Consider the following 25011-nt stretch of genomic DNA (forward strand, 5'->3'; position numbering starts at 1 on the left):
GAGCTGAGGTTCGGCGCGGTCAGTCGAGCGAGACGACGACGGACTTGGTCCTGGTGTAGGAGGCGAGCGCCTCGGGACCGTACTCACGGCCGAACCCGGAGTCCTTCACACCGCCGAAGGGCACCGCGGGGTCGAGCATCGCCCAGTCGTTGACCCAGACGATGCCCGCCTGGAGCTTGTCGGCGATGCGGTGCGCGCGGGCCAGGTTGGTCGTCTGGATGCCCGAAGCCAGGCCGTACGGCGTGGAGTTGGCGAGCCGGATCGCCTCCTCCTCGGAGTCGAAGGGCTGCACGGTGAGGACCGGGCCGAAGATCTCCTCCTGGATCACCCGGGAGTCGTTCGGCAGGTCGGCGATGACCGTGGGCCTGTAGTAGTAGCCGCCGTCGAGGTCGTGACGTTCGCCGCCGCAGACGATGCGGCCGCCCTCCTTGCGGGCCAGCTCGACGTACTCCTCGACCTTCTTGAGGTGCTTCTCCCCCGCCATCGGTCCGATGACGGTCTCGGGCTGCCGCGGGTCCCCGATCGGCACGCCGGGCACGGCCTGCTCCAGGATGCCCAGCAGGGTGGCGTAGACCGAGCGGGCCACCAGCAGTCGCGGGCCGCCCATGCAGAACTGGCCGGAGTTGAAGACGAAGGCCTTGATGATCGAGCCGACGGCCTTCTCCAGGTCGGCGTCCTCGAAGACGACGTGGGCCGCGTTGCCGCCCAGCTCCATGGTGACCGGTTTGAGAGCCTCGCCGGCGACGCTCGCGGCGTGCCGGCCGACCGCGGTGGAGCCGGTGAAGGCGATCTTGTCGACGCCGTTGTGCCGCAGCAGCGCCTCGCCGGCGATGGGGCCCGCGCCGGTGACGACGTTGACCACGCCGTCGGGCACGCCCGCCTGCTGGAAGAGCTTGGCCATGTAGAGCGCGCTGAGCGGGGTCTCGTCGGCCGGCTTGTGCACGACCGTGTTGCCCGCCGCGAGCGCCGGGGCGATCTTCGAGCCGGCGAGGATCAGCGGGAAGTTGAAGGGCGTGATCGCCGCGACCACGCCGAGCGGCTCGCGCCGGGTGTAGGCGAGGGCGTTCATGGGGGTGTCGCGGTTCGCGCCGTGCAGGGAGTGGGCGAGGGCGGCGAAGTGCTCGTAGTCGTTGGCCGCGTTGGTCACGTCCACGGCGTGCGCCAGCGTGATCGGCTTGCCGACGTCGAGGCTCTCCAGCCGGGCCAGTTCCTCGGCGTTCTCGCGGATCAGGTCCGCCACGCGCTGCAGGACCCGGCCGCGCTCCCGGCCGCTCATGCCGGACCAGGAGCCCTCGTCGAAGGCCTCCCGCGCGGCGCGCACGGCCGCGTCCACGTCGGCGGCGCCCGCCTCGGCGACCGTGGTGAGGACCGCGCCCCGGGACGGGTCGACTACCTCGGTGCGCGCTCCGTCGGCGGCCTCGCGCCACTGCCCCCCGATGAACAGCCGTCCGGGTTCGATCTCGAAGGTGGTCATCGCCACTCCTCAGCTCCATCGCCAAGATTTCAACAAACAGGATTCCTGTTGGTCCGCAGTCTCTTTACAGACAGGATTCCTGTCAATGCTCTAGGCTGAACTCATGCTCGACACCCAGGCGACCAAGGCGCCCCCGTCACTGCTCTACATGGTCAAACAAGTGGAACTCGTGGTCCGTTCCCACCTGGACGAGCTGGTCAGACCGTCCGGGATCACCGCGTTGCAGTACACGGCGCTGACCGTCCTGGAGCGGCACGACGGACTCTCGGCGGCGCAGCTCGCCCGCGACTCCTTCGTCACCGCCCAGTCCATCGCCGACCTCGTACGGTCACTGGAGAACCGCGGCCTGGTGCGCCGGGAGCGCAATCCGCGCAACCGCCGGGAGCTGCTGATCCTGCTGACCGACACCGGCCGCGAGCTGCTCGCGCAGTGCGAGGAACCGGTCCGCGAGCTCGAGGAGCGGATGGTCCGGGATCTCACGGCCCACCAGACCGAGCAGTTCCGCCAGGCGCTGTCCCGGGCCTGGCACGCCCTGTCCTGAAGTCGGGTCGCAATTCAGAGACATATGTCAATCGAACATGCTCAAATTCACTCCATCGAGGGTAACTTGCAGTGCGGGGAAAGCTTTTGCGCTCGCTCGGGCCCCGGGGACACGGCTGCGCTCGTTACGCTCGCCGCACGACGTCACCCCAGCCCCCGGTGAACTGCGAAGCCGTCGCATGAGGAGCTGGTGGGAGGCGATGTCGTCGTGGAGCAGGAACCTGCACCGCTCAGTCGGCATCTGCGCATCCACCAGGACCGGGGACACACGGTGCTGGAGTTCCGCGGCGAGATCGACATCGTGGCGGCGCTGGAGATCGTCCCGTATCTGGACCGGGTGACCGGGCATCCCGGCACCCGGATCGTGATCGACCTGCGCGAGGTCGAGTTCTTCGACTGCTCCGGTCTGCGTCTGCTGTACCGGGCCCGCAGCCGTGTGCTCGATCACGACGGGCAGTTACACCTGGTCTGTGTCCACCCCCTGACCCTGCGCATCATGCGGGTCACCGGCCTGACCCGGCTGCTGCCCGCGCACGCCACGCTGGACGCGGCCCTGGGACAGTCCGAGGCCACGTCCGGCTCGCTGTGAGGCCCTGCGGGGTGAGCGCGGCTACCTGACGATCCTGGTGACCTGCCCGGCGCCCACGGTCCGCCCGCCCTCACGGATGGCGAACTTCAGCCCCTCCTCCATGGCGATGGGCTGGATCAGCTGCACGAGCATCGTCGTGTTGTCGCCCGGCATGACCATCTCGGTGCCCTTGGGCAGCGTCACCACGCCGGTGACATCGGTCGTGCGGAAGTAGAACTGCGGGCGGTAGTTGTCGAAGAACGGCGTGTGCCGGCCGCCCTCGTTCTTGGACAGGATGTACGCCCGGGCCTCGAACTCCTTGTGCGGGGTGACCGTGCCCGGCTGGATCACGACCTGGCCGCGCTCGACGTCCTCCCGCTTGATGCCGCGCAGCAGCAGCCCCACGTTCTCCCCGGCCCGGCCCTCGTCGAGCAGCTTGCGGAACATCTCGATGCCGGTGACGGTGGTCTTCGTCTTCTGCTCGTGGATGCCGATGATCTCGACCTCCTTGTTGACGTGCAGCACCCCGCGCTCGATCCGGCCGGTGACGACGGTCCCGCGGCCGGTGATCGTGAAGACGTCCTCGATCGGCATCAGGAACGGCTTGTCCACGTCACGCTGCGGCTCCGGCACCGCCGTGTCCACCGCGTCGAGCAGCTCCAGCACCGACCGGGTCCACTGCTCGTCGCCCTCCAGGGCCTTCAGCGCGGACACCTGGATCACGGGCACCTCGTCGCCGGGGAACTCGTACTCGCTGAGCAGCTCGCGCACCTCCAGCTCGACGAGTTCCAGGATCTCCTCGTCGTCCACCATGTCGGTCTTGTTGAGGGCGACCACGATGTACGGCACGCCGACCTGCCGGGCGAGCAGGACGTGCTCCTTGGTCTGCGGCATCGGCCCGTCGGTGGCCGCGACGACGAGGATCGCGCCGTCCATCTGGGCCGCGCCGGTGATCATGTTCTTGATGTAGTCGGCGTGCCCCGGGCAGTCGACGTGCGCGTAGTGCCGGTGCTCGGTCTGGTACTCGACATGCGCGATCGAGATGGTGATGCCGCGCTGCCGTTCCTCGGGCGCCTTGTCGATCTGGTCGAAGGGCGTGAACGGGTTCAGCTCGGGATACCTGTCGTGCAGCACCTTCGTGATGGCCGCGGTGAGCGTGGTCTTGCCGTGATCGATGTGGCCGATGGTTCCGATGTTCACATGCGGTTTGGTCCGCTCGAACTTCGCCTTCGCCACGGGGGCCTCCAGGTCACCTGGGTGATGCCGGACGTCGCCCGGCTACCCCTCCATGTCTATTCGCTCCGCGGCGCGTCGAACAGGGCACTGACGGACTCACCGTTGTGAATACGACGCACCGCCTCGGCCAGCGCCGGGGCGATGGACAGGATCCGCAACTTGTCCGTGCGCTCCGCCTCGGGCACCGGCACGGTGTTGGTGCAGACGATCTCCAGGACGTCGGGCTGCTCCCCGATCCGCTTGAGCGCGCCCGCCGCGAACAGTCCGTGCGTACAGGCGACCCGGATCGAGCGCGGCTTCAACTCCCTGAGCCGGTCCAGGAGTTCGAGGACAGTGCTGCCCTTGGCGATCTCGTCGTCCAGCACGATGACATCGCGGTCGGTGACCTCGCCGATGACATCGCTGATGCTGACCCGGTCGTCGGCGTAGCGCTGCTTGGCACCGGCGGCCACCTGGGCGCCGATGAGCCGGGCGAACGCGGCGGCCTCCTTGGCGTTGCCGAGGTCCGGGGAGACGACCGTGGTCCGCGAGAGGTCGTACTGCCGGAAGTGCGCGGCGAGTTCGCGCAGCGCGTGCAGATGGTCGACCGGCACCGAGAAGAAGCCGTGCACCTGCGGCGAGTGCAACGTCATGGCGAGCACGCGACTGGCGCCGGCCGACACCATCAGATCGGCGACGAGCCGTCCGCCGAGCGAGATGCGGGGCGCGTCCTTCTTGTCGGAGCGCGCGTAGGAATAGTGCGGCATGACGACGCTGATCCGCCGCGCGGACGCCCCGCGGGCGGCGTCGCACATCAGCAGCAGTTCGACGAGGTGCTCCTGGACGGGCTTGACCAGCGGCTGGATCAGGAAGACGTCCCGTTCCCGGCAGTTGGCCTGAAGCTGCACCTCCAGACAGTCGTTGGCGAACCGGCTGACCCGGGTCGGGCTGAGAGGCACGCCGAGATGCGCGCAGACCTCCGCCGCCAGCTCGGGGTGGGCACTACCGCTGAACACGGCGATGTCTCGCACGATCCGCTCCTCGGATGATCATCTCGGGGCTGCGGCCTCATGCTACTGACCGCGAAATTCGGTTGCGGCCCCGCACCCGGCACCCGCCATCATGGCGGCGTCCGTTTACCTCACGTCAGGATCACCCGCATGCGCCGTCCCCTCGGAATCCCCCAGCCCTTCCACAGGCCCACGGTTCTCGAGGACGCGACCCCGTATGCACACCCTGAACATCGGAATTCTGGCCCACGTCGACGCCGGTAAGACCAGCCTCACCAAGCGGCTGCTGTTCGACCACGGCGCGATCGACCGGCTCGGCAGTGTCGACGGCGGTGACACCCGAACGGACGACGGCGCGATCGAGCGGCAGCGCGGTATCACCATCCGCTCCGCGGTCGCCTCGTTCACCGTCGGCGACACCCGGATCAACCTCATCGACACCCCCGGGCACTCCGACTTCATCGCCGAGGTCGAGCGCGCCCTGGAGGTCCTGGACGGCGCGGTCCTGGTGCTGTCGGCCGTCGAGGGCGTCCAGGCGCAGACCCGGGTCCTCATGCGCACCCTGCGCCGGCTGCGGCTGCCCACGCTCGTCTTCGTCAACAAGGTCGACCGGGCGGGCGCCCGCGCCGAAGGCCTCCTCGACGAGATCCGACGCAGGCTGACACCCCATGTCGCACCGCTCATGTCGGTCCGGGGAATCGGCACGCCCGCCGCCCGCGTGACACCGCTGCCCTACGGCGACGAACTGGCCGAATCCCTCGCCGACCTGGACCTGGACATCCTCTCGGCCGTCGTCGACGGCCCCGCCCCCACCCCCGACGACCTGAACAAGTCCCTGGCCGGCCACACCGCCGATGGTGCCTTCCACCCCGTCTGGTTCGGCTCGGCCCTCGGCGGCCAGGGCGTGTCCGAACTCGTCGAGGGCGTCATCCGCCTGATCCCGCCCGCACCGACCACCGGGGCCACCACCCCGCGCGGCACGGTCTTCGCCGTCCGCCCCGGACCCGGCGGCGAGCGCACGGCATATCTCCGCCTGTACGACGGTGAGGTGACGGAACGTCAAAGGCTCACGTTCCGGCGGCGCGAGGCCGACGGCCGGACCCGCGAGGTCTTTGGCCGGGTGACGCGCCTCGATGTGATCGGCGGCGCCGCCGGTCCGCTCACCGCCGGGAACATCGCGGCGCTCAACGGCGTCCCGGGCATCCGCGTCGGCGACCGACTGGGCGAACTCACCGACCGGTCACCGCAGTTCGCGCCTCCGACCCTGGAGACCGAGGTCAGCGCCCGGCGCCCGGAGCAGGGCGGCCCAGCTGCGCGCGGCGCTCCTCGCCCTCGCCGACCAGGACCCGCTCATCCACGCCCGCCCCACCGCCACCGGCACCACCGCGCTGCTCCTGTACGGCGAGGTCCAGATGGAGGTCCTCGCGGCGACGCTGGCCCAGGACTTCGGTGTCGAGGCGGAGTTCGAGCCCGGGCGGGTCCGGTTCCTGGAACGTCCGCGCGGGGTCGGTGAGGCGTCCGCCGAGAATCCGTGGCACGACCGCACCCGGTACTGGGCGACGATCGGGCTGCGGGTCGAGCCGGGAGAGCGTGGCTCCGGCGGGGTGTTCACGTACGAGACCGAACTCGGCGCGCTCCCCCGGGCGTTCCACCAGGCGATCGAGGAGACGGTCCACGCGAGCATGCGGACGGGGCTGTGCGGCGCGGCCGTCACGGACTACCGGGTCACGCTGGTCCGGTCCGGGTTCGTGGCGCCGCTCAGCACGGCCGCGGACTTCCGCGGACTCACTCCGGTCGTACTGCGCCGGGCCCTTCAGCGGGCGGGAACCCGGCTGTACGAGCCGTACCACGCGTTCGAGTCGGAGGTCCCCCTGGACGCGCTGGCCCCGGTCACCGCGCATCTCGCCGCGCTGGGCGCCGAGTTCACCGGTACGACCGGCGGGAGCACGGCGTGGGTGATCGCCGGTGAGCTCGCGGCCCGGCGGGTGCGCGAGGCCGAGCTGCGGCTGCCGGGGCTGACACACGGGGAGGGGGTGTGGTGGTCGCGCCCCTCCGGTGACCGCGAACTGCGGTCGCCGTAGGGCGCGTTGGCACCCGGCGGGCCTTTCCTTGGAGACCTTCCCTTGGAGGCCTTTCCTTGGAGACCTTCGCTTGGAGGTGTCACCAGGACACCGGCAGATGCAGCGGGCTGCGGGTCATCTGTCCCACCCGCCACTCGATCGTCTCCGGCGTGAACTCGGCCCGCAGCTCCGGGAAACGGGTGGCGAGCTGGTGCAGGCCGAGTTCGAGCTCCAACCGGGCAAGCCAGGCGCCGAGGCAGTGGTGGGGTCCGGCGCCGAAGGTGATGCTCGGCGCGGTCAGGGGTGCGGACAGGTCGGGCGGGCCCGGCGGGAAGACGTCGGGGTCGCGGCCCGCGGCGTTGGTCTGGAGGGCGACCACACTGCCCGCGGGGATCAGCACCCCGCCGACCTCGACGTCCTCGACGGCCCGCCGGATCAGACCGGGCAGCACCCTCCCCTCGCTCAGCGGGACGGTGCGCAGCAGCTGCTCGGCCGCGACCGCCGCCGACTCCTCGTCGCGGGCGAGCAGCGGCCAGCCGTCCCGGCCGTCGGTGAGGAGGTAGACGACGGCGTTGCCGAGCGAGGACATGGTGGTCTCGTGGCCGGCCACGACCAGTCCGCAGACCAGGGTGATCAACCGCCGTTCGTCGATACCCAGTTCGTCGCCGGCCGCCACCAGGCCGCTCACCAGGTCGTCCCCGGGCTCCTTGCGCCGCTCGGCGATCAGCCCGGCGGCGAACATGCCGAACTCCGTCATCGCCTCGACCACCTCATCGGCCGTGTGCGCACCGCCGGACAAGGCGTGGTCGGCCCAGTGCCGGATCCGCTCACGGTCGACATGGTCGAGCCCCATCAGCCGGCAGATCACCGACACGGGCAGCGGCCGGGTGAACCCCTCGACGATGTCGGCCGGTCGCGGCCGCGCGGCGAAGTCGTCCAGCAGCGCGGCGACCACCGAGCCGACCCAGGGCCGCCAGCGGGCGACGGCCCGCGGGGTGAACGCCCGCTGCACGGTGCCGCGCAGCAGCTGATGGGCGGGGCCGTCCTGGTTGAGCAGGCCGTTGGGGTCGTCCAGCAGGTTCGGTACGACGAGCAGCGGCGGGGCGTTCGGAGCATGCAGCGAACTCCGGTCGAACCGCGGGTCCATGAGTACCTGGCGGACCTCCGCGTACCGGGTCACGAGCCACACCGGGGTGCCGGTCGCGAGGGTGCCGAGCGTGGGCGGGCCGTGCTCGGGGAGGCTGATGCGGTGCATGGGGCACAGCGGCCGGGATGTGCTGTCTGGACTCATCCGGGTCTCCAGAAGCGCCGGTTCTCGAGGGTTTCCACGCTAGTGCGCCGTCCGTGCCCCCGTCAGCGGTCGCAATCGGCCAACACTGCGGTCTGACAAGGGTTTTGGAGGGAATCCGAGCAAGTAGGAAGGAGGGCCGTCGCATGACGACTCCCATCAGGCGCATGTCCAAGCGCATGCCCGGCTGGGCGAAGTTGGTGAGCGCCGTCGTACTGGTGCTCGTCGTGTTCTTCGCCGGTATCCGGCTGAGCGTGCTCCCGGGCCTCAAGGACCTGTTCGGCACCGAGACCCATGACCGCTCGGGTCCCGCACTCCTCCAGTCCATCCAGGACCTCAGCCGTTACGACGCCGCCTCCGGCAACTTCCAGGTGGTCGTGGACCTGGAGAAGGACGCCAAGTACCTGCCCGACGCGATCCGCGGCACCCGCACCCTGTACGTCGGGGCGGGCACCGTCGACGCCTATGTCGACCTCGGCAAGGTGGCCAAGGACGACGTGACGGTCAACGAGGACCGCACGACGGCCACGCTGCACCTGCCGCACGCACAGCTCGGCAAGCCCGCCCTGGACGCCGACCGCTCCTACGCGGTGTCCAAGCAGCGGGGTCTCCTGGACCGGCTGGGCGACCTGTTCTCCGACAACCCCAACGGCGAACAGGCCGTGCAGAAGCTCGCGGTGAAGCACATCGGCGACGCGGCGAAGGACAGCGGGCTCACCAAACGCGCCGAGACCAACACCACCGACATGCTCGAAGGCCTGCTGCACTCCCTCGGCTTCAAGGAGGTGAGCGTCACGTTCGGGACCTGATCAGGAGATCGGGATCCCCGGCAGGGCCAGGGCGCCGAGCAGTGCGGCGCCCGCCAGCACCCAGGCCACGTAGTCCCCGATGTGCCCGGACTGCAATCGCCGCAGCGGCAGCGCCCAGGCCGGTGCGGCGAGCAGCCGGGGACGGGTGACCGCAAGGGCCGCGAGGCCGAGGGCCAGCAGGGTCGAGAGGAGACCCAGCAGGACGCCGACCGGCGTCCAGTGCACGGAGGCCACCACCACTCCCCCGGATCCGGTCTCGTTCACGGAGTGGGCCACCACGTCGGCGAAGCCGGGTGCCACCCCGACCGCGAGCGCCCCGGCGAGCAGGACCGCCGGGACGGCCGTCATGGTGTCCGGCACCCTCCGCAGCCGCTGCCCGGTCTCGGGCCGCTCCCCGGTACCGGTCGTCTCGTAGCCGCCCGCCTCCCGCGGCCTGGGGCCGAGCCCGAGGAACACGCGCGCGCCGACCCGCAGTACGGCGCCGGCGGTCACCGCGGTCGCGGCGACGTAGAGCACGGTGAGCGCGGGGCCCGCGGCCTCCTCGGTGACGGCCTTGCCGAGGGCCGTGCCGAACGGCGGCAGCCCGGCGAGGCCGAGCGCGGCGACGGTGAACAGCACGGCGACGCCCCGTAGTCGGCGTGCCTTGCCGTGCAGGGCGTGCTCGTCGACGCTGCCGCAGCGGTCGAGGAGGATCCCGGCGCAGGCGAACAGGGCGGCCTTCACTCCGGCGTGGCCCAGCAGGTACAGGGCGACCCCGTCGTCGGCCTCGGGCTTGAGGACGCCGATGCCGATGAGGAACAGGCCGGTGTGGGCGACGGTCGAGTAGGCGAGCAGCCGTTTGATGTGCCGCTGGTACCAGCACATGACCGCGCCGATCACCGCCGTCAGCGCGCCGAGCGTCACGAGCAGCCGGGTCAGGTCGGCGGCCGGGACGCCGCCGGGCCCGGCGAACACGGTGCCGTACACGCGCCAGACGCCGTAGCCGCCGAGTTCGACCATGACGCCGGACAGCAGCATGCACACGGGGGTGGGGGCGACGGCGTGCGCGTCGGGCAGCCAGAAGTGGAAGGGCACCGCGGCGGCCTTGACCAGCAGCCCGGTCAGGACGAGGACGAAGGCGGCCAGTACCAGCGCGTCGGGCGGTCCGTGCGCGTCGAGCTCCTGCCCGATCCGGGTCATCGCCAGTTCGCCGGTGCGGGCGTAGAGCAGCGCGATGCCCATGAGCATGGCGTACGCGCCGAGCGAGGTGACGACGGCGAAGGTCAGGGCGCCCTGGACCGCCTTGGCCTCCTCCACTCGGGTGCCGGTCAGGGCGTACGCCACGACGCTCATCAGCTCGAACCAGACGAACGCGTTGAAGAGGTCGCCCGCGATCGCGAACCCGCACATGCCGCCCTGGAAGAGCAGCATCAGCCCGGGGAAGGAGCCGGCGTGCCGGCGCGGGGGTTCGTCGAAGTAGTGCCAGGAGTACACCAGGGCCGCGAGTGTCAGCAGCGAGGCGAGCGCGGCCATGCCGAGTCCGGGGCCGTCGCCGACCAGGACGATACCGACGCTCTCGCCGTTGACGGGGACCCAGCCGCCGACCCACTCGACCATCGGCGGTGAGGAGTCGAGGAGCAGCACGATCGCCAGCCCGGCGGTGCCGGCGGAGACGGCGCAGGCCGTGGACTCGGCGACGATCCGGGGCAGTCGGCGGCCGCCGGCGACCAGCAGGGCGGCGCCGAGCAGCGGGACGGCGACGAGGAGGGGCAGCAGGTCGTTCATCAGCCGCGCAGCTCCGAGAGTTCGTCGGGGTCGATCGTGCCGTGCCGCTTGGAGACCTGTACGACGAGCGCGAGCAGCAGCGCGGTGACGGTGGCGCCGACCACGACGTCGGTGAGGGCGAGCGCCTGCACGACGGGGTCGACGACCGGCCGGGAGCCGGGTTCCAGATCGGAGAAGACCGGCGCGGTGGCGTCGTCGCGGTACCCGACGGCCAGCAGCAGCACATAGGTGGCGGACTGGCACACGCTCAGACAGCCGACGGCGTGGATCAGGTTGCGGCTGGTGGCGAGGCCGTAGCAGCCGACCAGGAAGATCCATACGGCGACGAGGTACGGCAGGACGTCCATCACTTCGCGTTCTCCTCCTCGATCTCGACGGCCTGGTCCAGGAACCGGGCGAGCAGCACCACGACCGCACAGGCGACCTCCATGCCGATGGCCGCGTTCAGCAGCGGGACCATGCCGCCGGAGGAGAGCGTGTTGAACGTGCCGTACGGCAGCAGGGTGTTGGTGAGGAAGGCACTGCCGCCGATCAGGCCCGCGATGCCCGTGACGAGGTAGGCCGAGACGGCGAGGGCGTCCCCGACCTCGTACAGGCCGACCGGTCGGACGCGTTCCAGGGCGCGGTAGTCGGCGCCGAGGTAGAGCAGGTGGAGGGAGGTCGCGGCGACGACCCCGCCCTGGAAGCCGCCGCCGGGGCTGAGCTGACCGTGGGCGATGACGTAGAGGCCGGTGAGCAGGGCGAGGGGCAGGACGAGAAGGGCGTAGCGGCGCACGGGCAGGGCCACGGGCTCGGGTTCGGGGCGGGCGCGGTGCTCGTCGCGGGTCTGCCGCAGCAGGACGACACAGCCGAGCACGGCCGCGAACAGGATGGTCATCTCGCCGAGGGTGTCGAAGGCGCGCTGGTCGAAGTTGACGGAGGAGATGGTGTTGGCGGTGTGCCGGGCGAGCGAGGTCGCGACGGCCCGGTCGCCGTAGGGGTGCCGGTCGCCGCCGAAGGCGGGCAGCTGGAAGCAGGCGGCGCCGAGCAGCGCGGCGAGTCCCGCGCCGCCGACGGCCACGAGCAGCAGCCGGGTGCGCCGGTTCACTCGGGGCGTCCCTTGCGCCGGGCGCGCCGTCTGACCTTCTGGACGGCGAGCAGGAGCAGCAGCGGGGTCAGCGCGGAGCCCACCGCGAGCTGCGACAGCCCCACGTCGGGTGCCTGGAGCACGGTGAACAGCACGGCCAGCACCAGCCCGAGGACCGACAGGACGAGGGCCTGGCGCACGGGGTCGCGCACCAGCACGGCCGTGGTGGCGGCCGCGGCGACCAGCAGCAGTACGACGACGATGACGGCGTCAGCCACGGCGCACCCCGCGGAATCCGCCGGACAGCGCGCGCGAGGCGACGACGTTGCCGCCGATCAGCAGCGCTCCGGTGACCAGGAGCTTCGCCATGGCCCGGCTAGGCCCCTCCGCCGCGCACAGTGCCAGGACGACGGCGGCGACGAATGCGGCGACCGCCCAGGTCAGGCCCCAGGCGCGCGGCGGGTCCGCGGCGAGTTCGGTGGCGAGCAGCCGGGCGAAGACCAGGGTGCCGACCGGGCCGAGGAGGGCGAGGACCAGGGCGAGATCGACGTAGGACGGGCGGTCGTAGGCCTGTGCGAGCAGCAGGAGGGCCGGGCAGGCCAGGGCGGTGGACAGGTTCTGGGCCACGACCCGGCGGCGCAGCGGTCCGGTGGCGACGCCCCACAGGGCCGCGCCGACGCCCGCGCCGAGGGTGACGGTGGCGGCGAGGGTCCAGCCGTTCACCGTGCGCTCACCACCCGCCGCGCGGCCGTCGCCGCGAGCGCCGCCACGGCCGCGGCGGCCGTGCCGACCAAGAGCTCGAGCGTGTCCACCGGGCCGATGAGGACCAGCCACAGCGCGGCGAGCGCCGCCCACCAGGCCAGCGCCTCGGCCACGGTGAGCAGCGTCGTACGCCGGTCCATGCGCCACCTCCTCGGGCCCGCCGCCGACGAAATGTCCCGGGTGCGGTTTTCGCGCCATCCAAACACCGCCCCGGGGGCGGGCGGTGGCGGCGCGCGCGGGTCCGATGCCGGAGTGCCCCACCCGTACGAAGGGAAACCGTGGGGTGCTCCCGACCCGCCGGGGCGCGGCCGCATTCTCGGCCCGTTCGCGGGTAATCGCCTTACGACGCAGGGAAGTTGAAGACTGGAGGACCGCATGGCCCGTGCAGCCTTACGTCCACGTGACGCGTTCCGCCTGCGTACCACCAGGTCCGCCCCGCCCAAGTCCGACCCGGCCAAGGGCGCCAAGACCGGCAGGACCGCGAAGGCCGACCCCGCCAAGTCCAAGGCCACGCCGGAGAAGCGGCGCAGCCCGCTGGCCGTCGTCCGTCGGGTGGTGGCGATGGTCGCCGCGTTCGCCTTCATGGTGGCGTTCGCCGTCGTACTGGCCCGGCTCACGCTGGAGCCCTCACCCGCGTCGGAGGCGCTGACCCACACCAATCTGCATCCGGGCCGCTCCCTGCGCGCCTATCTCGATCAGCCCGAACTGCGGGACGCCGCCAAGCAGATCGGCGGCAACATCCTGCTGGGCATCCCCTTCGGCGTCCTGGTCCCCGTGCTCGCGCCACGCACCCGCGGCGTGCTGCGGGTACTTCTGTTGACGGCCGTCGTGATGCTGCTGGTGGAGTTCGCACAGGGCGCGCTGATCACCGGGCGGGCCTTCGACATCGACGACGTCATCCTCAACACCACCGGGGCGCTGATCGGCTATGTCCTGCTGGGGCGGCGGCTGAGCAGGGCGGTGCACCGCTGAGGTCAGCGGACGGACAACTGCACGATGGCCGCCGTACCCACCACGACGATGAGTCCGCGCAGGATCGCCGGGTGGAGACGGCGGCCCGCCGCTGCTCCGGCCTGACCGCCCACGGCGGAGCCGATCGCGAGCAGCGCGACGGCCGTCCAGTCGAAGTCGGCGACGACCAGGAAGAACAGCGCCGCGACCGTGTTCACGACGGCGACGAGGACGTTCTTGACGGCGTTGAGGCGCTGGAGGCCGTCATCCAGACGCAGCCCCATCAGGGAGACGTAGATGATCCCCTGGGCGGCGGAGAAGTAGCCGCCGTAGACGCTGGCCAGGGTCAGTCCGACGAGCAGCGGCGGGCCGCCGTCGGCGGGCGCGGTGCGGCCTTCGCGGGTACGGCGGTCGCGCAGTCTCCGGCCGATCAGGGGCTGGAGGACGACCAGCACGAGGGCGAGACCCACCAGGACCGGCACGATCGTCTCGAACGCCTGGGCCGGCAGGGCCAGCAGGAGCGTGGCTCCGGTCAGACCGCCGACCACGGCACCGGCACTCCAGGTGAGGATCCGGCGGCGCTGGCCCGCCAGTTCCCGCCGGTATCCGATGGCCGCGCTGATCGAGCCGGGGATCAGGCCGAGCGCGTTGGAGACCGTGGCGGTGACCGGCGGCAGTCCGACCGCGAGCAGCACCGGGAAGCTGATCAGCGTTCCCGATCCGACCGCGGCGTTGACGGCACCGGCACCCAGACCCGCGGCCAGGACGGCGAGGAGCTCTCCGAGACCTTGCATGAGGGGAGCTTAGGAACCGGACGCTTCGGCACCGGCCGAAGGGTCCCGCACGCTCCCGGCCGGAGGGGCCTCAGTGCCGGGTCCAGGTGAACTTGTCGCCGCCCACCCAGCGGACGGTGTCCGGGTCGTCGAGGTCGTGGACCGTGATGCCCCACGCGGCGGCGGCCTCCAGGACGTCGGTGACGGCTTTCGCCTCTCCGACCACTTCTCCGTCGATCTCCACGATCCGGAAGGGGGGCGTACCGGGTTGTACCCCGAGCACCATGATCCGCGGATGGGAGATGTACGGGCTCGCGCTTTCGGTCATGCAATAGAGCGTAGAGCGCATTCCGCAAGAGGGACATGAGAGGGCAAAGGTGTCCCCGCTCCGCCGTGCGAGCCACGCACACCCGGGGAACCCTGGAGGAGGAGGTGGCGATGGACCCCGTCGAGGCACTGGACCGGATCGCCTTCCTGCTGGAGCGGTCCCTGGCGCCGACGTACCGAGTGCGCGCGTTCCGTACGGCCGCCCGGGTGCTGGCGGCGCTGCCCGAGGGGGAGGTGCGCGAGCGGGCGGAGGCCGGGACGCTGGAGTCGCTCAAGGGGGTCGGCCCGAAGACGGCGAACGTGGTCCGTGAGGCGCTGGCCGGACAGGTTCCGGGCTATCTGGACAAGCTGGAGCGCGAGGCGCCCGCGGGGCCCGCCGTCGAGGGCGGGGAGCGGCTGCGGGCGCTGCTGCGGGGCGACTGCCACGTGCACTCCGACTGGTCGGACGGCGGCAGCCCGATCGAGGAGATGGGCCGGACCGCGGCGGAGCTCGGCCACGAGTGGACGGTGCTCACCGACCACTCCCCCCGGCTGACCGTGGCCCGCGGCCTGTCCCCCGAGCGGCTGCGCGAGCAGCTGGACGTGGTGGCGGAGCTGAACGCGACCTGGGCGCCGTTCCGGCTGCTCACCGGCATCGAGTGCGACATCCTCGACGACGGCTCGCTCGACCAGGAGGAGGAGCTCCTCGGGCGGCTCGACGTCGTGGTCGTCTCCGTGCACTCCAAGCTGCGTATGGACGCCCGCTCGATGACCCGCCGCATGGTCGCCGCGGTCCGCAATCCGCACGCCGACGTCCTCGGGCACTGCACCGGACGGCTGGTCACGGGGCGGGGGCGGCCGGAGTCGGAGTTCGACGCCGACGAGGTGTTCGCCGCGTGCGCCGAGTCGGGCACGGCCGTGGAGATCAACAGCAGGCCCGAGCGGCTGGACCCGCCCCGGCGGCTGCTGCGGCGGGCCGTGGCGGCGGGCACGCTGTTCTCCGTCGACACCGACGCGCACGCGCCGGGCCAGCTCGACTGGCAGATCCTCGGCTGTGCCCGTGCCGAGGAGTGCGGGGTGCCCGACGCGCGCGTGGTGACGACCTGGTCCCTGGAGGAGCTGCTGGCCTGGACCCGGGAGGGCCGGGTGCCGTCCGGAGTGACCGGCTCCTGACGTGGTACTCGTGCGCTGCGATGCGTGGTATGTGAGGAGGAGGACGGGCCTATGGAACGCGCGGCCGTGTTCGACGTCGACGGAACGCTGGTGGACACCAACCACCTCCATGTGGCGACCTGGTGGGAGGCCTTCCGCCAAGCGGGTCACGAGGTGCCGATGCACGCCCTCCACCGGGCCGTGGGCCTCGGCTCCGACGACCTCGTCGCCCATCTGCTCGGCGAGGACCGGGCCGAGCGGGAGGCGGCCGAGCTCAGCGCCGCCCACAAGGCCCTCTACGGGCAGTACTTCGACCGGCTCCCGGCACTCCGGGACGCCGGACGGCTGCTGCGGCGTCTGGACCACGAGGGCTGGACGGTGGTCCTGGCGACCTCGGCGGGCGGTGCCGAACTGTCCGCGCTGCGCCGCGCGATCTCCGCGGACGACGCCATCACCGCCACCGCGAGCGCGGACGACGTCTCCGAGGGCAAGCCCGCCCCGGAACCCGTGGAGCACGCCCTGGAACTGGCGGGTGTACCGGCCGAGCGCGCGGTGTTCGTCGGCGACACCGTGTGGGACATGAAGGCGGGCAGCCGGGCCGGTGTGCGTTGCGTGGGCGTGCTGTGCGGCGGCATCCCGCGCGCGGACCTGGAGGAGGCGGGCGCGGAGGCGATCTACGACGATCCCGCCCAGCTGCTCACGAGCCTCCCGGACAGCCCGTTCGCCTGGCTGCCGTTCGATCGGTGACGCAGCTCACGCCATAACGCGACAGCTCGGGGAACACCCAAGGGTGGTTGCCCGTTGAACCACACGTAGGTGCGGACGGGACAGTGTCCCGGGGCCTCGACTTCCGCCCACACCAGGACCGCCCCGACCGTGATCCCCCGTCCGGTCGGGGCTCTTTTTCGCCCAGACTCCTGGCCGGACTCCGCTCTTCGGGTTCCGCTTGACTTCGAGAGCACTCCAATTCGTAGCGTTCCTCGGTATGAGCACTGCACAGCACAAGATCGGATCGGGCTTCGACGCCCACAGCACCGCCGCCGACATCCTGGCCGGCCTCGACCTCACCGGCAGGCTCGCGATCGTCACCGGCGGCTACTCGGGGCTCGGCCTGGAGACCACGCGTGCGCTCACCGAGGCGGGCGCCCACGTCGTCGTACCGGCGCGCCGTCCCGCCGTCGCCCAGGAGGCCGTGGCGGGCATCGACCGGGTCGAGGTCGACGAGCTGGACCTCGGCGACCTCGACAGCGTGCGCGGCTTCGCCGAGCGGTTCCTCTCCTCCGGCCGGCTGATCGACTTCATGATCGACAACGCCGGGATCATGGCCTGCCCGGAGACCCGGGTCGGCCCCGGCTGGGAGGCGCAGTTCGCCACCAACCACCTCGGGCACTTCGCGCTGGTCAACCGGCTGTGGCCGGCGATCGCCCCCGGCGGCGCCCGGGTCGTGTCCGTCTCGTCGCGCGCCCACCACTTCTCCGGCATGCGCTGGGACGACGTCCAGTGGACCTCGGGCTACGACAAGTGGCAGGCCTACGGGCAGGCCAAGACCGCGAACGTCCTGTTCGCCGTCCACCTGGACCGGCTCGGCCGCGACGCCGGTGTCCGCGCGTTCGCCCTGCACCCCGGCGGCATCTTCACACCGCTGCAACGGCACATCCCCAAGGCCGAGATGCTGGAGCGCGGCTGGATCGACGAGGACGGCAACCTCCTCAACCCCCAGGGCTTCAAGACCCCACAGCAGGGCGCGGCCACCCAGGTGTGGGCGGCGACCTCGCCTCAGCTGGAGGGCCTCGGCGGCGTCTACCTGGAGGACTGCGACATCGCCGAGCCCGCGCTCGACGGCGACCAGTCCGCCGGCGTCCGCGACTGGGCGACCGACCCGGAGCAGGCGGCCCGGCTGTGGACGCTGTCGGCGGAACTGACCGGCGTCAACGCGTTCCCCGCCTGATCGATCCCTTCACGCCGAGCGCTCTACGCCGAGTCCTGTAACGCACGCCGTGCCCTTTGACGCCGAGCCTCTTACGCGACCCGGCAGTAGACACCCTGCTCCCGGCGCCCGGCACCGCCGACGAGAGCGGCCAGATCGCCCACGATCCCGTGGGCGATCCCCGCGTCGATCATCTCCCCGTCCTCCGCCCGCAGGGCGACCCACGCCACGGCGAGGTCACGGAGCCGGGACGCACCGGCCCCGGCGAGCGCGGCACACAGCCGGGCCGAGAGGGCGAACACCAGACACCCGGAGTCGTCCTCGGCGACGGTACGGGGTTCGCCGGCCGCGACGAGGTCGGCGAAGTCGCCGCCGGTGAGCAGGCACTCCCACTCGACCACGGCCTCCTCGACGTCGAAGTTCCCCATGGAGAGCGACTCGTGCGCGGCCTCCGGTCCGGTCCGCAGCGCGCGGGCCGCCGTCTCGTCGTCCGGTGCCGCGAAGAAATCGACCTCGACACTCACCGTCAGTCGTCGCTCTCCCCCGCGGCCGCGGGGTCGAGGTCCTCGCCGACGGTGTACGTGTCCTTGAGCTTCACCTCGGAGACCCCGCGGCCCTCCGGGAAGACCCGTCGCCAGTCGCCGACGACGTGCAACTCGTCGGTGCCCATGGCGCGGACGACCATCAGGCCCTCCGCATGGGCCTTGTACGCCTTCATCCAGAGGTTGGCGAAGGCCTGGGAGCGGATCAGGTGCATCCAGTCGGGGCGGTAGAGCTCGCGGTTGTAGTTGGACTCCCCCATCGTGGAGACGAACTTGGAGTACATCGCCTTCACGTACTCCAGCGTCACCTCGTCGCCCTCGGCGATCGCCCGGTCCCGGGCGTCCTTCAGCGCGACGCGGAACTTCTCCAGGAGGCCCTCGGTCGCGCCGGAGGTGAACGACTCGTGGATCTCCGGCGGGTCGCACAGCCCGTACTTCGGCCCCGACAGCCGCAGCAGCAGACGCAGGGTCGGTTCGGTGACCCAGAGGGGGCCGGGTTCGTCGCGGTTGCCGATCGGGTTGGGCAGCTGGTCCTCGTGGTCCCACTCGGGCGGGGTGATCAGATGCACGCCGGCCCGGCGGCGGTCGTGGTCGAAGCCGGTGGAGTGCTCCAACTGGCCGATCGGCAGATGGGTCTTGAGCGCCGACAGATACGCGCCGTTGATGTCGAGGGCGGTCACCTCGTGCGCGCCGGGCGGCAGTTCGGTCCGGGCCCACTTGGGGCGGGCCTCCCAGATCCGGTCGGCGCCGCGGGCGGACTGCTTGCGCAGGATCTCCGGGATCCAGGGGTGCGCCACGACGTCGTAACGGCCGCCCTTGCGGGTCTCGTCCAGCAGCGCCATGGCATCCGGGATCGCCCGCTTGACCAGGGCCGCGGTCGCGGCCTCCAGATCACCGCTGTGCTTCTCCAGGGCGGCGGCCACCGCGGCGCCGATGAGGTCGGTGTCCTGCGCGGCGGTCTGCATACGGCGGCCCACGGGGACCACGCGTACGGGCTCGGCGTCACGCCCGGGCCGCGCGGGGGCAGGCCTACGGCGCTGTGCGGGGGCCTGCGCGGGAGCCGGTGCGGGAGCCGGTGCGGGAGCCTGCGCAGGAGGCGCCTCGTCCTCGTGCTCGGCGGGGCCGGGCTCCGGGGGCACGTCCGCGGGCGCCGTCGTACCGCAGTCGGCCGGGTCGAGGTGCTGGGGGAACCCGGCGACCTGGTGGTGGGCCGGGGTGCCGCACAGGACGCACGGCTGCGGTGCGGCGAGAGCCTCGACCTCGTCCGGCTCGCCCGCGCCGTCACCGCCGGTCGCGGGCTCCGTCTGCTTCGGGTCGTCCACTTCGTCGTCGGCGTCGGACGTGTCGGCGGCCGCCTCCGCAGCCCGGGCCGCCAGTTTGGTCCGGGCCCCTTCCAGGAAGTACGCGTACTTCTCGCGCACGTCCCCGCTCGGGTCCCGCCCCGCCTCCCAGCCGCCGACGGTGGACGGGCTCACGCCGAGGGCCTGGGCCACCTGGGAACGCGAGAGGTTGAGCCCCTCACGCAGCTCGCGCCGCACGTCGGCGGGCGGCAGCGGCACCTCCTGGCGGGCGGCCGCCAGGAGCGCGTCGATCGCCTCGAAGTCGGTCATCGGGTCACCGCCGTCGTTCCTCCGGTCCGGCGCCGCCGGACGGGCAGCGTCTCGCACGCCCGGGTCGGTCCGGCCAGCAGGTCGAGCACGTCGATGCCGAAGTGGGCGGCGAGCGCGTCGCAGTCGGCCAGACTCCAGGCGGCGCTGCCGGACTGACGGCGGCTCACCTGCGCCTGGCTCACCCCGAGCGCCACGGCGACCTCCGCCTGTGACTCACCCGTCGCGTGCATCAACGCGGCGACCGAAGACCTCACACGTTCTCCCAAGGACAGTCCCACCCCGCCAACCCTACCCGGCCTCATGCGTCCACCGTATGAACCATGCTGTGGGCGCAATCCCCGCGTTGCATCCTCCCCGCCCGGGTACTCGGTCGTCCCCGTCGAAGCGGCATGCCCGAGAGGAGCCGAAGGTGAGCAGGATTGTGGTCACGGGTGCGACCGGCAACGTCGGCACGAGTGTGGTGCGCCTTCTGTCCGAGGACCCGGAGGTCGACTCCGTGCTGGGGCTGGCGCGCCGGATCCCGGACTGGTCGCCTCCCGGGACGGAGTGGTCCCCCGTGGACCTGGCGTCGGAGCGGGCCGATCTGGCGAAGGAGTTCGCGGGTGCGGACGCCGTGGTGCATCTGGCCTGGGCGTTCCAGCCGACGCACGACCCGGCGACGACGTGGCGGACGAACGTCCTCGGCTCGATCCGGGTCTTCGAGGCGGTGGCCGCGGCCGGGGTGCCGGCGCTGGTGCACGCGTCGTCGGTCGGCGCGTACTCGCCGGGTCCGAAGGACGAGGCCGTCGACGAGTCGTGGCCGACGCACGGCTGGCCGGACGCCGCGTACTGCCGGGAGAAGGCGTATCTGGAGCGGACCCTGGACACCTTCGAGCGGGACCATCCCGAGGTGCGGGTGGTGCGGATGCGGCCGGCGTTCCTGTTCAAGCGGGAGTCGGCGAGCGAGCAGCGCCGCATCTTCGGCGGCCGTTTCCTGCCGGGCCCGCTGGTCCGCCCGGAGCTGCTGCCCGTGCTGCCCGACATCCCCGGGCTGCGGGTGCAGGCGCTGCACACGGACGACGCGGCGAAGGCCTATCAGCTAGCGGTCCACTCCGAACTGCGGGGCGCCTTCAACCTGGCGGCCGAGCCGCCGGTCGACGCCGCACTGCTCGGCGAGATGCTGGGCACCCGCCGGGTCCGGCTGCCCCGCACCGCGGCCCGCTCGGCGGTGGCCGCCGCCTGGGGCCTGCACCTGCTGCCCGCCTCCCCGCACCTCTTCGACGCGGTCCTGCGACTGCCGCTCATGGACTGCACCCGCGCCCGCACGGAACTGCGCTGGCGTCCGGAGCACACCGCGCCCGAGGTGCTGGAGGAGTTCCTGAAGGGTCTCCAGCAGGGCGCGGGAGCGGACACGGAACCGCTGCGGGGGCGGAAGGTGGGCTGAGCGGGAGCGCGAGACGCCTGTGCCGTCCCGGGACGGCACAGGCTCATCAGATCAGAGCAGGCTCATCCGCGGCGGTGACCGATACGACCGTCGCGGCCGGCCCGGGTCAGCCGGTCGGCTCGTCCGGTACCGGGTCCTCGGAGGGCGCGTTCGCCGCGTGCGGGGCGCCCTCGCGGCCGGTGCCCGCCTCGTCGGTGTCGGGGACTTCGGCGTCCTTCTCGTCCTCGCCGGTCTGGTCGGGAGCGGCGTCCCAGGGGTCCTCGCCCTCGCCCGCCAGCTGGTCCGGCATGTCCCGCGGTACGGGCTCGCCGTCGGGGCCTTTGCGGTGGTGGTCGGCCATGGCGTCCTCCCTTCTCGTCGTCCGGGCGACACGCGAGTACCTCTGCCCCCACCGGCGAAACCTCAGTGCGGAGCCCGCTCCTGAAGCGCCGTGCGCCAGGCCGGGTGGGGCCCCTCGGGCGCGGGCTCGGGGCGGCGGCCGCCGCGCCCGAAGAAGTCGGCGAGCGGCAGGATCGCGGCGCCCACGGTGACCGCGTCGGGGCCGAGCCTGCCGAGGTCGATGGTGACCTTCTCGGCAGGATGCCGCAGCGCGTAGGAGGCGGCGTGGCGGCGTACGGCGGGCAGGAAGCGGGTGCCGAGCTGGAGGCCGGCCCAGCCGCCGATGAGGATGCGCTCGGGCTGGAAGAGGTTGATCAGGTCGGACAGCCCGGCGCCCAGGTACTCGGCGGTCTCCTCCAGCACGGCCAGCGCCACCGGGTCGGGCGCGCCGTCCCCGGCCGGGTACGCGGCGGCCAGCATCGCGGTCAGCGCGGTCTCCTCGTCGGTGCCCTCGGGCGGCCGTCCGCCCTCCTCGCGCCAGCGGTCGAGAAGCGACTCGGCGCCCGCGTACGCCTCCAGACAGCCCAGCGCACCGCACCGGCAGCGGCGTCCCCTGACCCGTACCGTCAGATGGCCCCACTCGACCGCCCTGCCGTGCTCCACCTCGGGCGTGACCAGGCAGGCGCCGACGCCGGAGCCGAAGAGGACCACGACCGCGTTGTGCGCGCCGCGTCCGCCGCCGAACCACATCTCGGCCTGGCCGAGGGTCTTGGCGCCGTTGTCGATGAAGTGGCGGACGGTGTCCGGCAACGGGGAACTGGAGCGGAGCAGGGCCTCCAGCGGGACGGCGTCCCAGCCGATGGTCTGCCCGTGGACCACGGCACCCCGGTCCGGGGTGTGCTCGACGATGCCGGGGACGCCGATACCGACGCCGAGAAGCTGGTCGGGGGCGATGCCTGCGGCGGTGAGCACTTCGGCGACGCCGTCGCGGATGTGGCCGACGATGACCTCGACGTCGTAGCGGCGCTGGGTCAACGGGCGTTCCGCGCGGGCGAGTTCGGTCAGGGTCAGGTCGAACAGCTCGATGCGCACCCGGGTCTCGCCGACGTCCACGCCGATCATGTGGCCGCTGCCGGGCGCCACCCGCAGCAGGGTGCGGGGGCGGCCGCCGTCGGAGTCGACGCTGCCGGCCTCCTCCAGCAGGCCGTCGGCGACCAGGTCGGCGACGACGTTGCTGACGGAGCCGGAGCTGAGACCGGTCGCCGGGCCGAGTTCGAAGCGGCTGAGGGGGCCGTCGAAGTAGAGCCGTTGCAGCACAGCCGTACGGTTGGCCCGCCTCAGGTCGCGCACCGTGCGCCCGTTCCGCCCCGCCATGTGGCCCCCTTCGAACCCTGTCCGACCTGCAACATACCGCTGCGGAGGCACTTTCCACGAGCCCTTAATTCACGATGTGAACTATGAGAGCTCCGCGATCTCGGTCAGCGCGGCGACCAGTTCCGGTGCAACCGCTCCCTGCCGCCAGCGCCGCTGACCCTCGCCCATCTCCCTCGGGACGGTCTCGGTGAGCATGATCAGGTAGAGGTAGGCGCGGTACAGGGCGTACCGGAGACGGGCCGGGACGTCGAACTCCGCGTGGCCGCCCGCTTCCCGGTACCCGGACAGGAAGGCCTCGTCCGTCCGGATGTCGCCGAGCAGCGCGAGGGAGACGAAGTCGGCGAGGGGGTCGCCCCAGAACATACGCTCGCCGTCGATGAGCCCGCCGATACGGACCTGTCCCTCGGCGCGCTCCACCAGGATGTTGCCGCTCCACAGGTCGAAGTGGACGAGGCTCGGGACGGTCACCTCCTCCAGCGCGTCGTAGGCGGGCCGAAGGGCGGCGGCCAACTCGTCGACGGGGCGCGGCAGTACGGCGCCGTAGTCACGGGCGTCGTCGAGGACCGCGTCCAGCATCCCCGTGAACGCGGTCCGCCAGTCCTCGGCGAGTGGCCCGAGCGCGCCGGACGGGTAGCCGAACGCGGGACCGGTCACGCGGTGCAGACGGGCCACCTGGCGGCCCAACTCCGCACGCAGAACGGCCTGTTCGGCGGCGGTGAACTGCCCGTCCCAGGCGTCGCCGGGGACGGCCGTCATCAGCAGATCCCGCCCGAGGAGCAGAACGCGGGGCGCCGGTACGTCCGCCTCGGCGGCGCCGCGGTAGAACTCGGCCTCCGAGACCAGGAGTTGGCGTTCGTGCCGCAGTCCGGGGACGGTCTCGGCGGGCGGCACCTTCAGCACCTGGCGAGTGCCGTCGTCGAGGAGCAGTTCCTCGACGGTGTTGTAGGTGCCGCCGGTCAACGGGCGCAGGTGGGTGAGGCGTTCGGGCGGCAGGCCCGCCTCTGCCAGGATGCGTCGGGCCCTCGCCCAGGAGTCCACCACCGTGCCCCCACCCCTCCCCTTCGCCGCGCCTCGATCAGCCGGCCGTGCACTTCCGGTACAGGGTACGGAACCGGTCGCCCGCGCCTACGCGCTCGGGGTGTGGCTGTCGGCGTCCTCCACCGCCTCGTAGGCCGTGCCCGCGCCCTCGGGGGCGCCGTGGCGGGCGAGGGTGTGCCAGACCATCTTCAGGTCCTGGAGTGCGTGGTGCCCGGTGCGGGCCGCGTCGCCGATGATCCTCGGGTCGATCCGCCCGTCCTCGGCGATCCGGGCGCCCAGGTCGACGTACTCCTGTCCCCGGTAGTCCGCGTACCGGCGCAGCCGCTCCACCGTGAGGCGGTAGCCGGGGTGCCACTCGACGGGGCAGGGCAGCAGGCGCGCCGCCGCCTCGACGGGGGTGCCGCGGTAGCAGGCGTCCAGGACGAGCGCCTCCACGTCCGTGGTGAGGGAGACGCCGCCGTGGACCTGTGCCTCGATGTAGTCGTTGAGGGCGTCCTGCCGGTCCGCCTCCGCCGACGCGATCAGCGACATGCCGGCGGCGACACCGAAGCGGGTCGGCTCGGCGGCGCTGTCGGGGTAGCAGAAGGTGGCCCGGGCCAGGGCCGCGCGCGTCAGCCGGAAGTACGAGGAGCCGAAGCGCGGGGCGGCGCCGACCACCTGACGCCGGAAGTCCAGCGCGCCGTACACGGGCCGGTCGTAGGGGTCGGCCTCGTCGTAGACGCCGCCGAAGATCCGGCTCTCCCAGCGCCATCGGTCACCGCCGGGGTGTGCGGTGAGGCCGCCGTTGCTGGTCCCGGTCACGAACTGGGAGTGGTAGGCGCCGTCCCGTCGCAGCGCCTCCAGGAGGGGCAGTCCGCCGGTCAGCCGGTCGGGGTGGAAGTTGAGGGTGATGCGGACGTCCGGGGCGACGGGCGGGCCCGCCGAGCGTGCCGCGACGTGCCGCAGCGCCGCTCTGGCCCGGGGTGACGGGACGTTCTCGAAATCCACTGGCTCCTCCTCGCCGGGGCCGTCTATTGTGTCTGAACCTAGAGCTTCTAGTTT

27 protein-coding genes and 1 pseudogene are annotated in these 25011 nt (G+C 72.0%); 9 read left to right on the forward strand and 19 right to left on the reverse strand.

The features are described 5' to 3' along the window. Positions 1 to 19: 19 nt before the first annotated feature. Positions 20 to 1474, reverse strand: a complete 1455-nt coding sequence (locus ABKA17_RS06420) for an aldehyde dehydrogenase family protein (protein WP_353690881.1) — start codon at positions 1472 to 1474, stop codon at positions 20 to 22. 103 nt (positions 1475 to 1577) lie between these two features. On the opposite strand from ABKA17_RS06420, the gene ABKA17_RS06425 reads away from it, so the two are divergent. Both ABKA17_RS06425 and ABKA17_RS06430 read left to right on the forward strand, forming a co-directional pair. Next, entirely contained in the window at positions 1578 to 2015 is a 438-nt protein-coding gene (locus ABKA17_RS06425; RefSeq protein WP_353690882.1) for a MarR family winged helix-turn-helix transcriptional regulator, read from the forward strand. Between the two features lie 207 nt (positions 2016 to 2222). Continuing rightward, a complete protein-coding gene (locus ABKA17_RS06430) occupies positions 2223 to 2603 on the forward strand; it encodes an anti-sigma factor antagonist (protein ID WP_353690883.1) in 381 nt (126 codons plus the stop codon). A gap of 21 nt (positions 2604 to 2624) precedes the next feature. Here the strand turns inward: ABKA17_RS06430 and tuf are convergent, their stop codons facing one another. Further along, positions 2625 to 3818, reverse strand: a complete 1194-nt coding sequence (gene tuf / locus ABKA17_RS06435) for an elongation factor Tu (RefSeq protein WP_353690884.1) — start codon at positions 3816 to 3818, stop codon at positions 2625 to 2627. A 56-nt stretch (positions 3819 to 3874) separates the two neighbouring features. After that, positions 3875 to 4828 carry a ribose-phosphate diphosphokinase gene (locus tag ABKA17_RS06440; RefSeq protein ID WP_353690885.1) on the reverse strand — a complete coding sequence of 318 codons (954 nt, stop codon included), beginning with the start codon at positions 4826 to 4828 and terminating at the stop codon, positions 3875 to 3877. A gap of 196 nt (positions 4829 to 5024) precedes the next feature. On the opposite strand from ABKA17_RS06440, the pseudogene otr(A) reads away from it, so the two are divergent. Beyond that, positions 5025 to 6888: pseudogene (otr(A), locus tag ABKA17_RS06445) on the forward strand (tetracycline resistance ribosomal protection protein Otr(A)). A 79-nt stretch (positions 6889 to 6967) separates the two neighbouring features. Here the strand turns inward: otr(A) and ABKA17_RS06450 are convergent. Beyond that, positions 6968 to 8158: a cytochrome P450 gene (locus ABKA17_RS06450; RefSeq protein WP_353690886.1), complete on the reverse strand. Its 1191-nt coding sequence runs from the start codon at positions 8156 to 8158 to the stop codon at positions 6968 to 6970. A 143-nt stretch (positions 8159 to 8301) separates the two neighbouring features. Here ABKA17_RS06450 and ABKA17_RS06455 point away from each other — a divergent pair, with 143 nt between their 5' ends. Further along, positions 8302 to 8964: a DUF4230 domain-containing protein gene (locus tag ABKA17_RS06455; protein WP_353690887.1), complete on the forward strand. Its 663-nt coding sequence runs from the start codon at positions 8302 to 8304 to the stop codon at positions 8962 to 8964. Here the strand turns inward: ABKA17_RS06455 and ABKA17_RS06460 are convergent, their stop codons facing one another. The 6 genes from ABKA17_RS06460 to ABKA17_RS06485 are packed head-to-tail and all read right to left on the reverse strand — an operon-like array spanning position 8965 to position 12696. After that, entirely contained in the window at positions 8965 to 10728 is a 1764-nt protein-coding gene (locus ABKA17_RS06460; protein ID WP_353690888.1) for a complex I subunit 5 family protein, read from the reverse strand. Next, positions 10728 to 11075 (reverse strand): sodium:proton antiporter, encoded by a 348-nt coding sequence (locus ABKA17_RS06465; RefSeq protein WP_353690889.1) that lies wholly within the window; start codon positions 11073 to 11075, stop codon positions 10728 to 10730. The genes ABKA17_RS06460 and ABKA17_RS06465 overlap by 1 nt, the downstream gene beginning before the upstream one ends. Next, the gene (mbhE, locus tag ABKA17_RS06470) at positions 11075 to 11815 is read right to left on the reverse strand and encodes a hydrogen gas-evolving membrane-bound hydrogenase subunit E (protein ID WP_353690890.1); all 741 of its coding nucleotides are present in this window, start codon (positions 11813 to 11815) and stop codon (positions 11075 to 11077) included. Before mbhE ends, ABKA17_RS06465 begins: the two co-directional genes overlap by 1 nt. Beyond that, positions 11812 to 12072: a hydrogenase subunit MbhD domain-containing protein gene (locus ABKA17_RS06475; RefSeq protein ID WP_353690891.1), complete on the reverse strand. Its 261-nt coding sequence runs from the start codon at positions 12070 to 12072 to the stop codon at positions 11812 to 11814. Before ABKA17_RS06475 ends, mbhE begins: the two co-directional genes overlap by 4 nt. Further along, complete coding sequence (locus ABKA17_RS06480) at positions 12065 to 12517, reverse strand: monovalent cation/H+ antiporter complex subunit F (protein WP_353690892.1); 453 nt, start codon at positions 12515 to 12517, stop codon at positions 12065 to 12067. Before ABKA17_RS06480 ends, ABKA17_RS06475 begins: the two co-directional genes overlap by 8 nt. Then, on the reverse strand, positions 12514 to 12696 hold the full coding sequence (locus ABKA17_RS06485) for a hypothetical protein (RefSeq protein ID WP_353690893.1): 183 nt from the start codon (positions 12694 to 12696) through the stop codon (positions 12514 to 12516). The genes ABKA17_RS06480 and ABKA17_RS06485 overlap by 4 nt, the downstream gene beginning before the upstream one ends. 235 nt (positions 12697 to 12931) lie before the next feature. On the opposite strand from ABKA17_RS06485, the gene ABKA17_RS06490 reads away from it, so the two are divergent. Next, entirely contained in the window at positions 12932 to 13528 is a 597-nt protein-coding gene (locus ABKA17_RS06490; RefSeq protein ID WP_353690894.1) for a VanZ family protein, read from the forward strand. A 2-nt stretch (positions 13529 to 13530) separates the two neighbouring features. Here the strand turns inward: ABKA17_RS06490 and ABKA17_RS06495 are convergent, their stop codons facing one another. Beyond that, a complete protein-coding gene (locus ABKA17_RS06495; RefSeq protein WP_353690895.1) occupies positions 13531 to 14301 on the reverse strand; it encodes a sulfite exporter TauE/SafE family protein in 771 nt (256 codons plus the stop codon). Positions 14302 to 14371: 70 nt separating this feature from the next. Continuing rightward, the gene (locus ABKA17_RS06500; protein WP_353690896.1) at positions 14372 to 14608 is read right to left on the reverse strand and encodes a hypothetical protein; all 237 of its coding nucleotides are present in this window, start codon (positions 14606 to 14608) and stop codon (positions 14372 to 14374) included. Positions 14609 to 14718: 110 nt separating this feature from the next. Between ABKA17_RS06500 and ABKA17_RS06505 the strand changes: the two genes are divergently transcribed. From ABKA17_RS06505 to ABKA17_RS06515, 3 genes are all read left to right on the forward strand, one after another. Further along, on the forward strand, positions 14719 to 15759 hold the full coding sequence (locus ABKA17_RS06505; protein ID WP_353691603.1) for a PHP domain-containing protein: 1041 nt from the start codon (positions 14719 to 14721) through the stop codon (positions 15757 to 15759). Between the two features lie 51 nt (positions 15760 to 15810). After that, positions 15811 to 16485 (forward strand): HAD family hydrolase, encoded by a 675-nt coding sequence (locus ABKA17_RS06510; protein ID WP_353690897.1) that lies wholly within the window; start codon positions 15811 to 15813, stop codon positions 16483 to 16485. A gap of 238 nt (positions 16486 to 16723) precedes the next feature. Then, complete coding sequence (locus tag ABKA17_RS06515; protein WP_353690898.1) at positions 16724 to 17686, forward strand: SDR family NAD(P)-dependent oxidoreductase; 963 nt, start codon at positions 16724 to 16726, stop codon at positions 17684 to 17686. A 71-nt stretch (positions 17687 to 17757) separates the two neighbouring features. Here ABKA17_RS06515 and ABKA17_RS06520 read toward each other — a convergent pair whose 3' ends face one another. The 3 genes from ABKA17_RS06520 to ABKA17_RS06530 are packed head-to-tail and all read right to left on the reverse strand — an operon-like array spanning position 17758 to position 20119. Beyond that, on the reverse strand, positions 17758 to 18189 hold the full coding sequence (locus ABKA17_RS06520; protein WP_353690899.1) for a hypothetical protein: 432 nt from the start codon (positions 18187 to 18189) through the stop codon (positions 17758 to 17760). A gap of 2 nt (positions 18190 to 18191) precedes the next feature. Next, positions 18192 to 19817 (reverse strand): helix-turn-helix domain-containing protein, encoded by a 1626-nt coding sequence (locus ABKA17_RS06525; protein ID WP_353690900.1) that lies wholly within the window; start codon positions 19815 to 19817, stop codon positions 18192 to 18194. Further along, positions 19814 to 20119, reverse strand: coding sequence for a helix-turn-helix domain-containing protein (locus tag ABKA17_RS06530; protein ID WP_502994155.1), 306 nt, complete (start codon positions 20117 to 20119; stop codon positions 19814 to 19816). The genes ABKA17_RS06525 and ABKA17_RS06530 overlap by 4 nt, the downstream gene beginning before the upstream one ends. A gap of 107 nt (positions 20120 to 20226) precedes the next feature. Between ABKA17_RS06530 and ABKA17_RS06535 the strand changes: the two genes are divergently transcribed. Then, positions 20227 to 21240 carry an SDR family oxidoreductase gene (locus tag ABKA17_RS06535; protein WP_353690902.1) on the forward strand — a complete coding sequence of 338 codons (1014 nt, stop codon included), beginning with the start codon at positions 20227 to 20229 and terminating at the stop codon, positions 21238 to 21240. A gap of 106 nt (positions 21241 to 21346) precedes the next feature. Here the strand turns inward: ABKA17_RS06535 and ABKA17_RS06540 are convergent, their stop codons facing one another. The 4 genes from ABKA17_RS06540 to ABKA17_RS06555 all read right to left on the reverse strand — a co-directional run bounded on the left by ABKA17_RS06540 (position 21347) and on the right by ABKA17_RS06555 (position 24957). After that, on the reverse strand, positions 21347 to 21580 hold the full coding sequence (locus ABKA17_RS06540; protein ID WP_353690903.1) for a hypothetical protein: 234 nt from the start codon (positions 21578 to 21580) through the stop codon (positions 21347 to 21349). 62 nt (positions 21581 to 21642) lie between these two features. Continuing rightward, positions 21643 to 22932 carry an ROK family transcriptional regulator gene (locus ABKA17_RS06545; RefSeq protein WP_353690904.1) on the reverse strand — a complete coding sequence of 430 codons (1290 nt, stop codon included), beginning with the start codon at positions 22930 to 22932 and terminating at the stop codon, positions 21643 to 21645. Between the two features lie 81 nt (positions 22933 to 23013). After that, the gene (locus ABKA17_RS06550; RefSeq protein ID WP_353690905.1) at positions 23014 to 23973 is read right to left on the reverse strand and encodes a phosphotransferase family protein; all 960 of its coding nucleotides are present in this window, start codon (positions 23971 to 23973) and stop codon (positions 23014 to 23016) included. Positions 23974 to 24057: 84 nt separating this feature from the next. Then, positions 24058 to 24957 carry a DUF3626 domain-containing protein gene (locus ABKA17_RS06555; RefSeq protein WP_353690906.1) on the reverse strand — a complete coding sequence of 300 codons (900 nt, stop codon included), beginning with the start codon at positions 24955 to 24957 and terminating at the stop codon, positions 24058 to 24060. Between the last annotated feature and the right edge of the window lie 54 nt (positions 24958 to 25011).

Source organism: Streptomyces sp. RG80 (assembly GCF_040446465.1).
GTDB lineage: Bacteria > Actinomycetota > Actinomycetes > Streptomycetales > Streptomycetaceae > Streptomyces.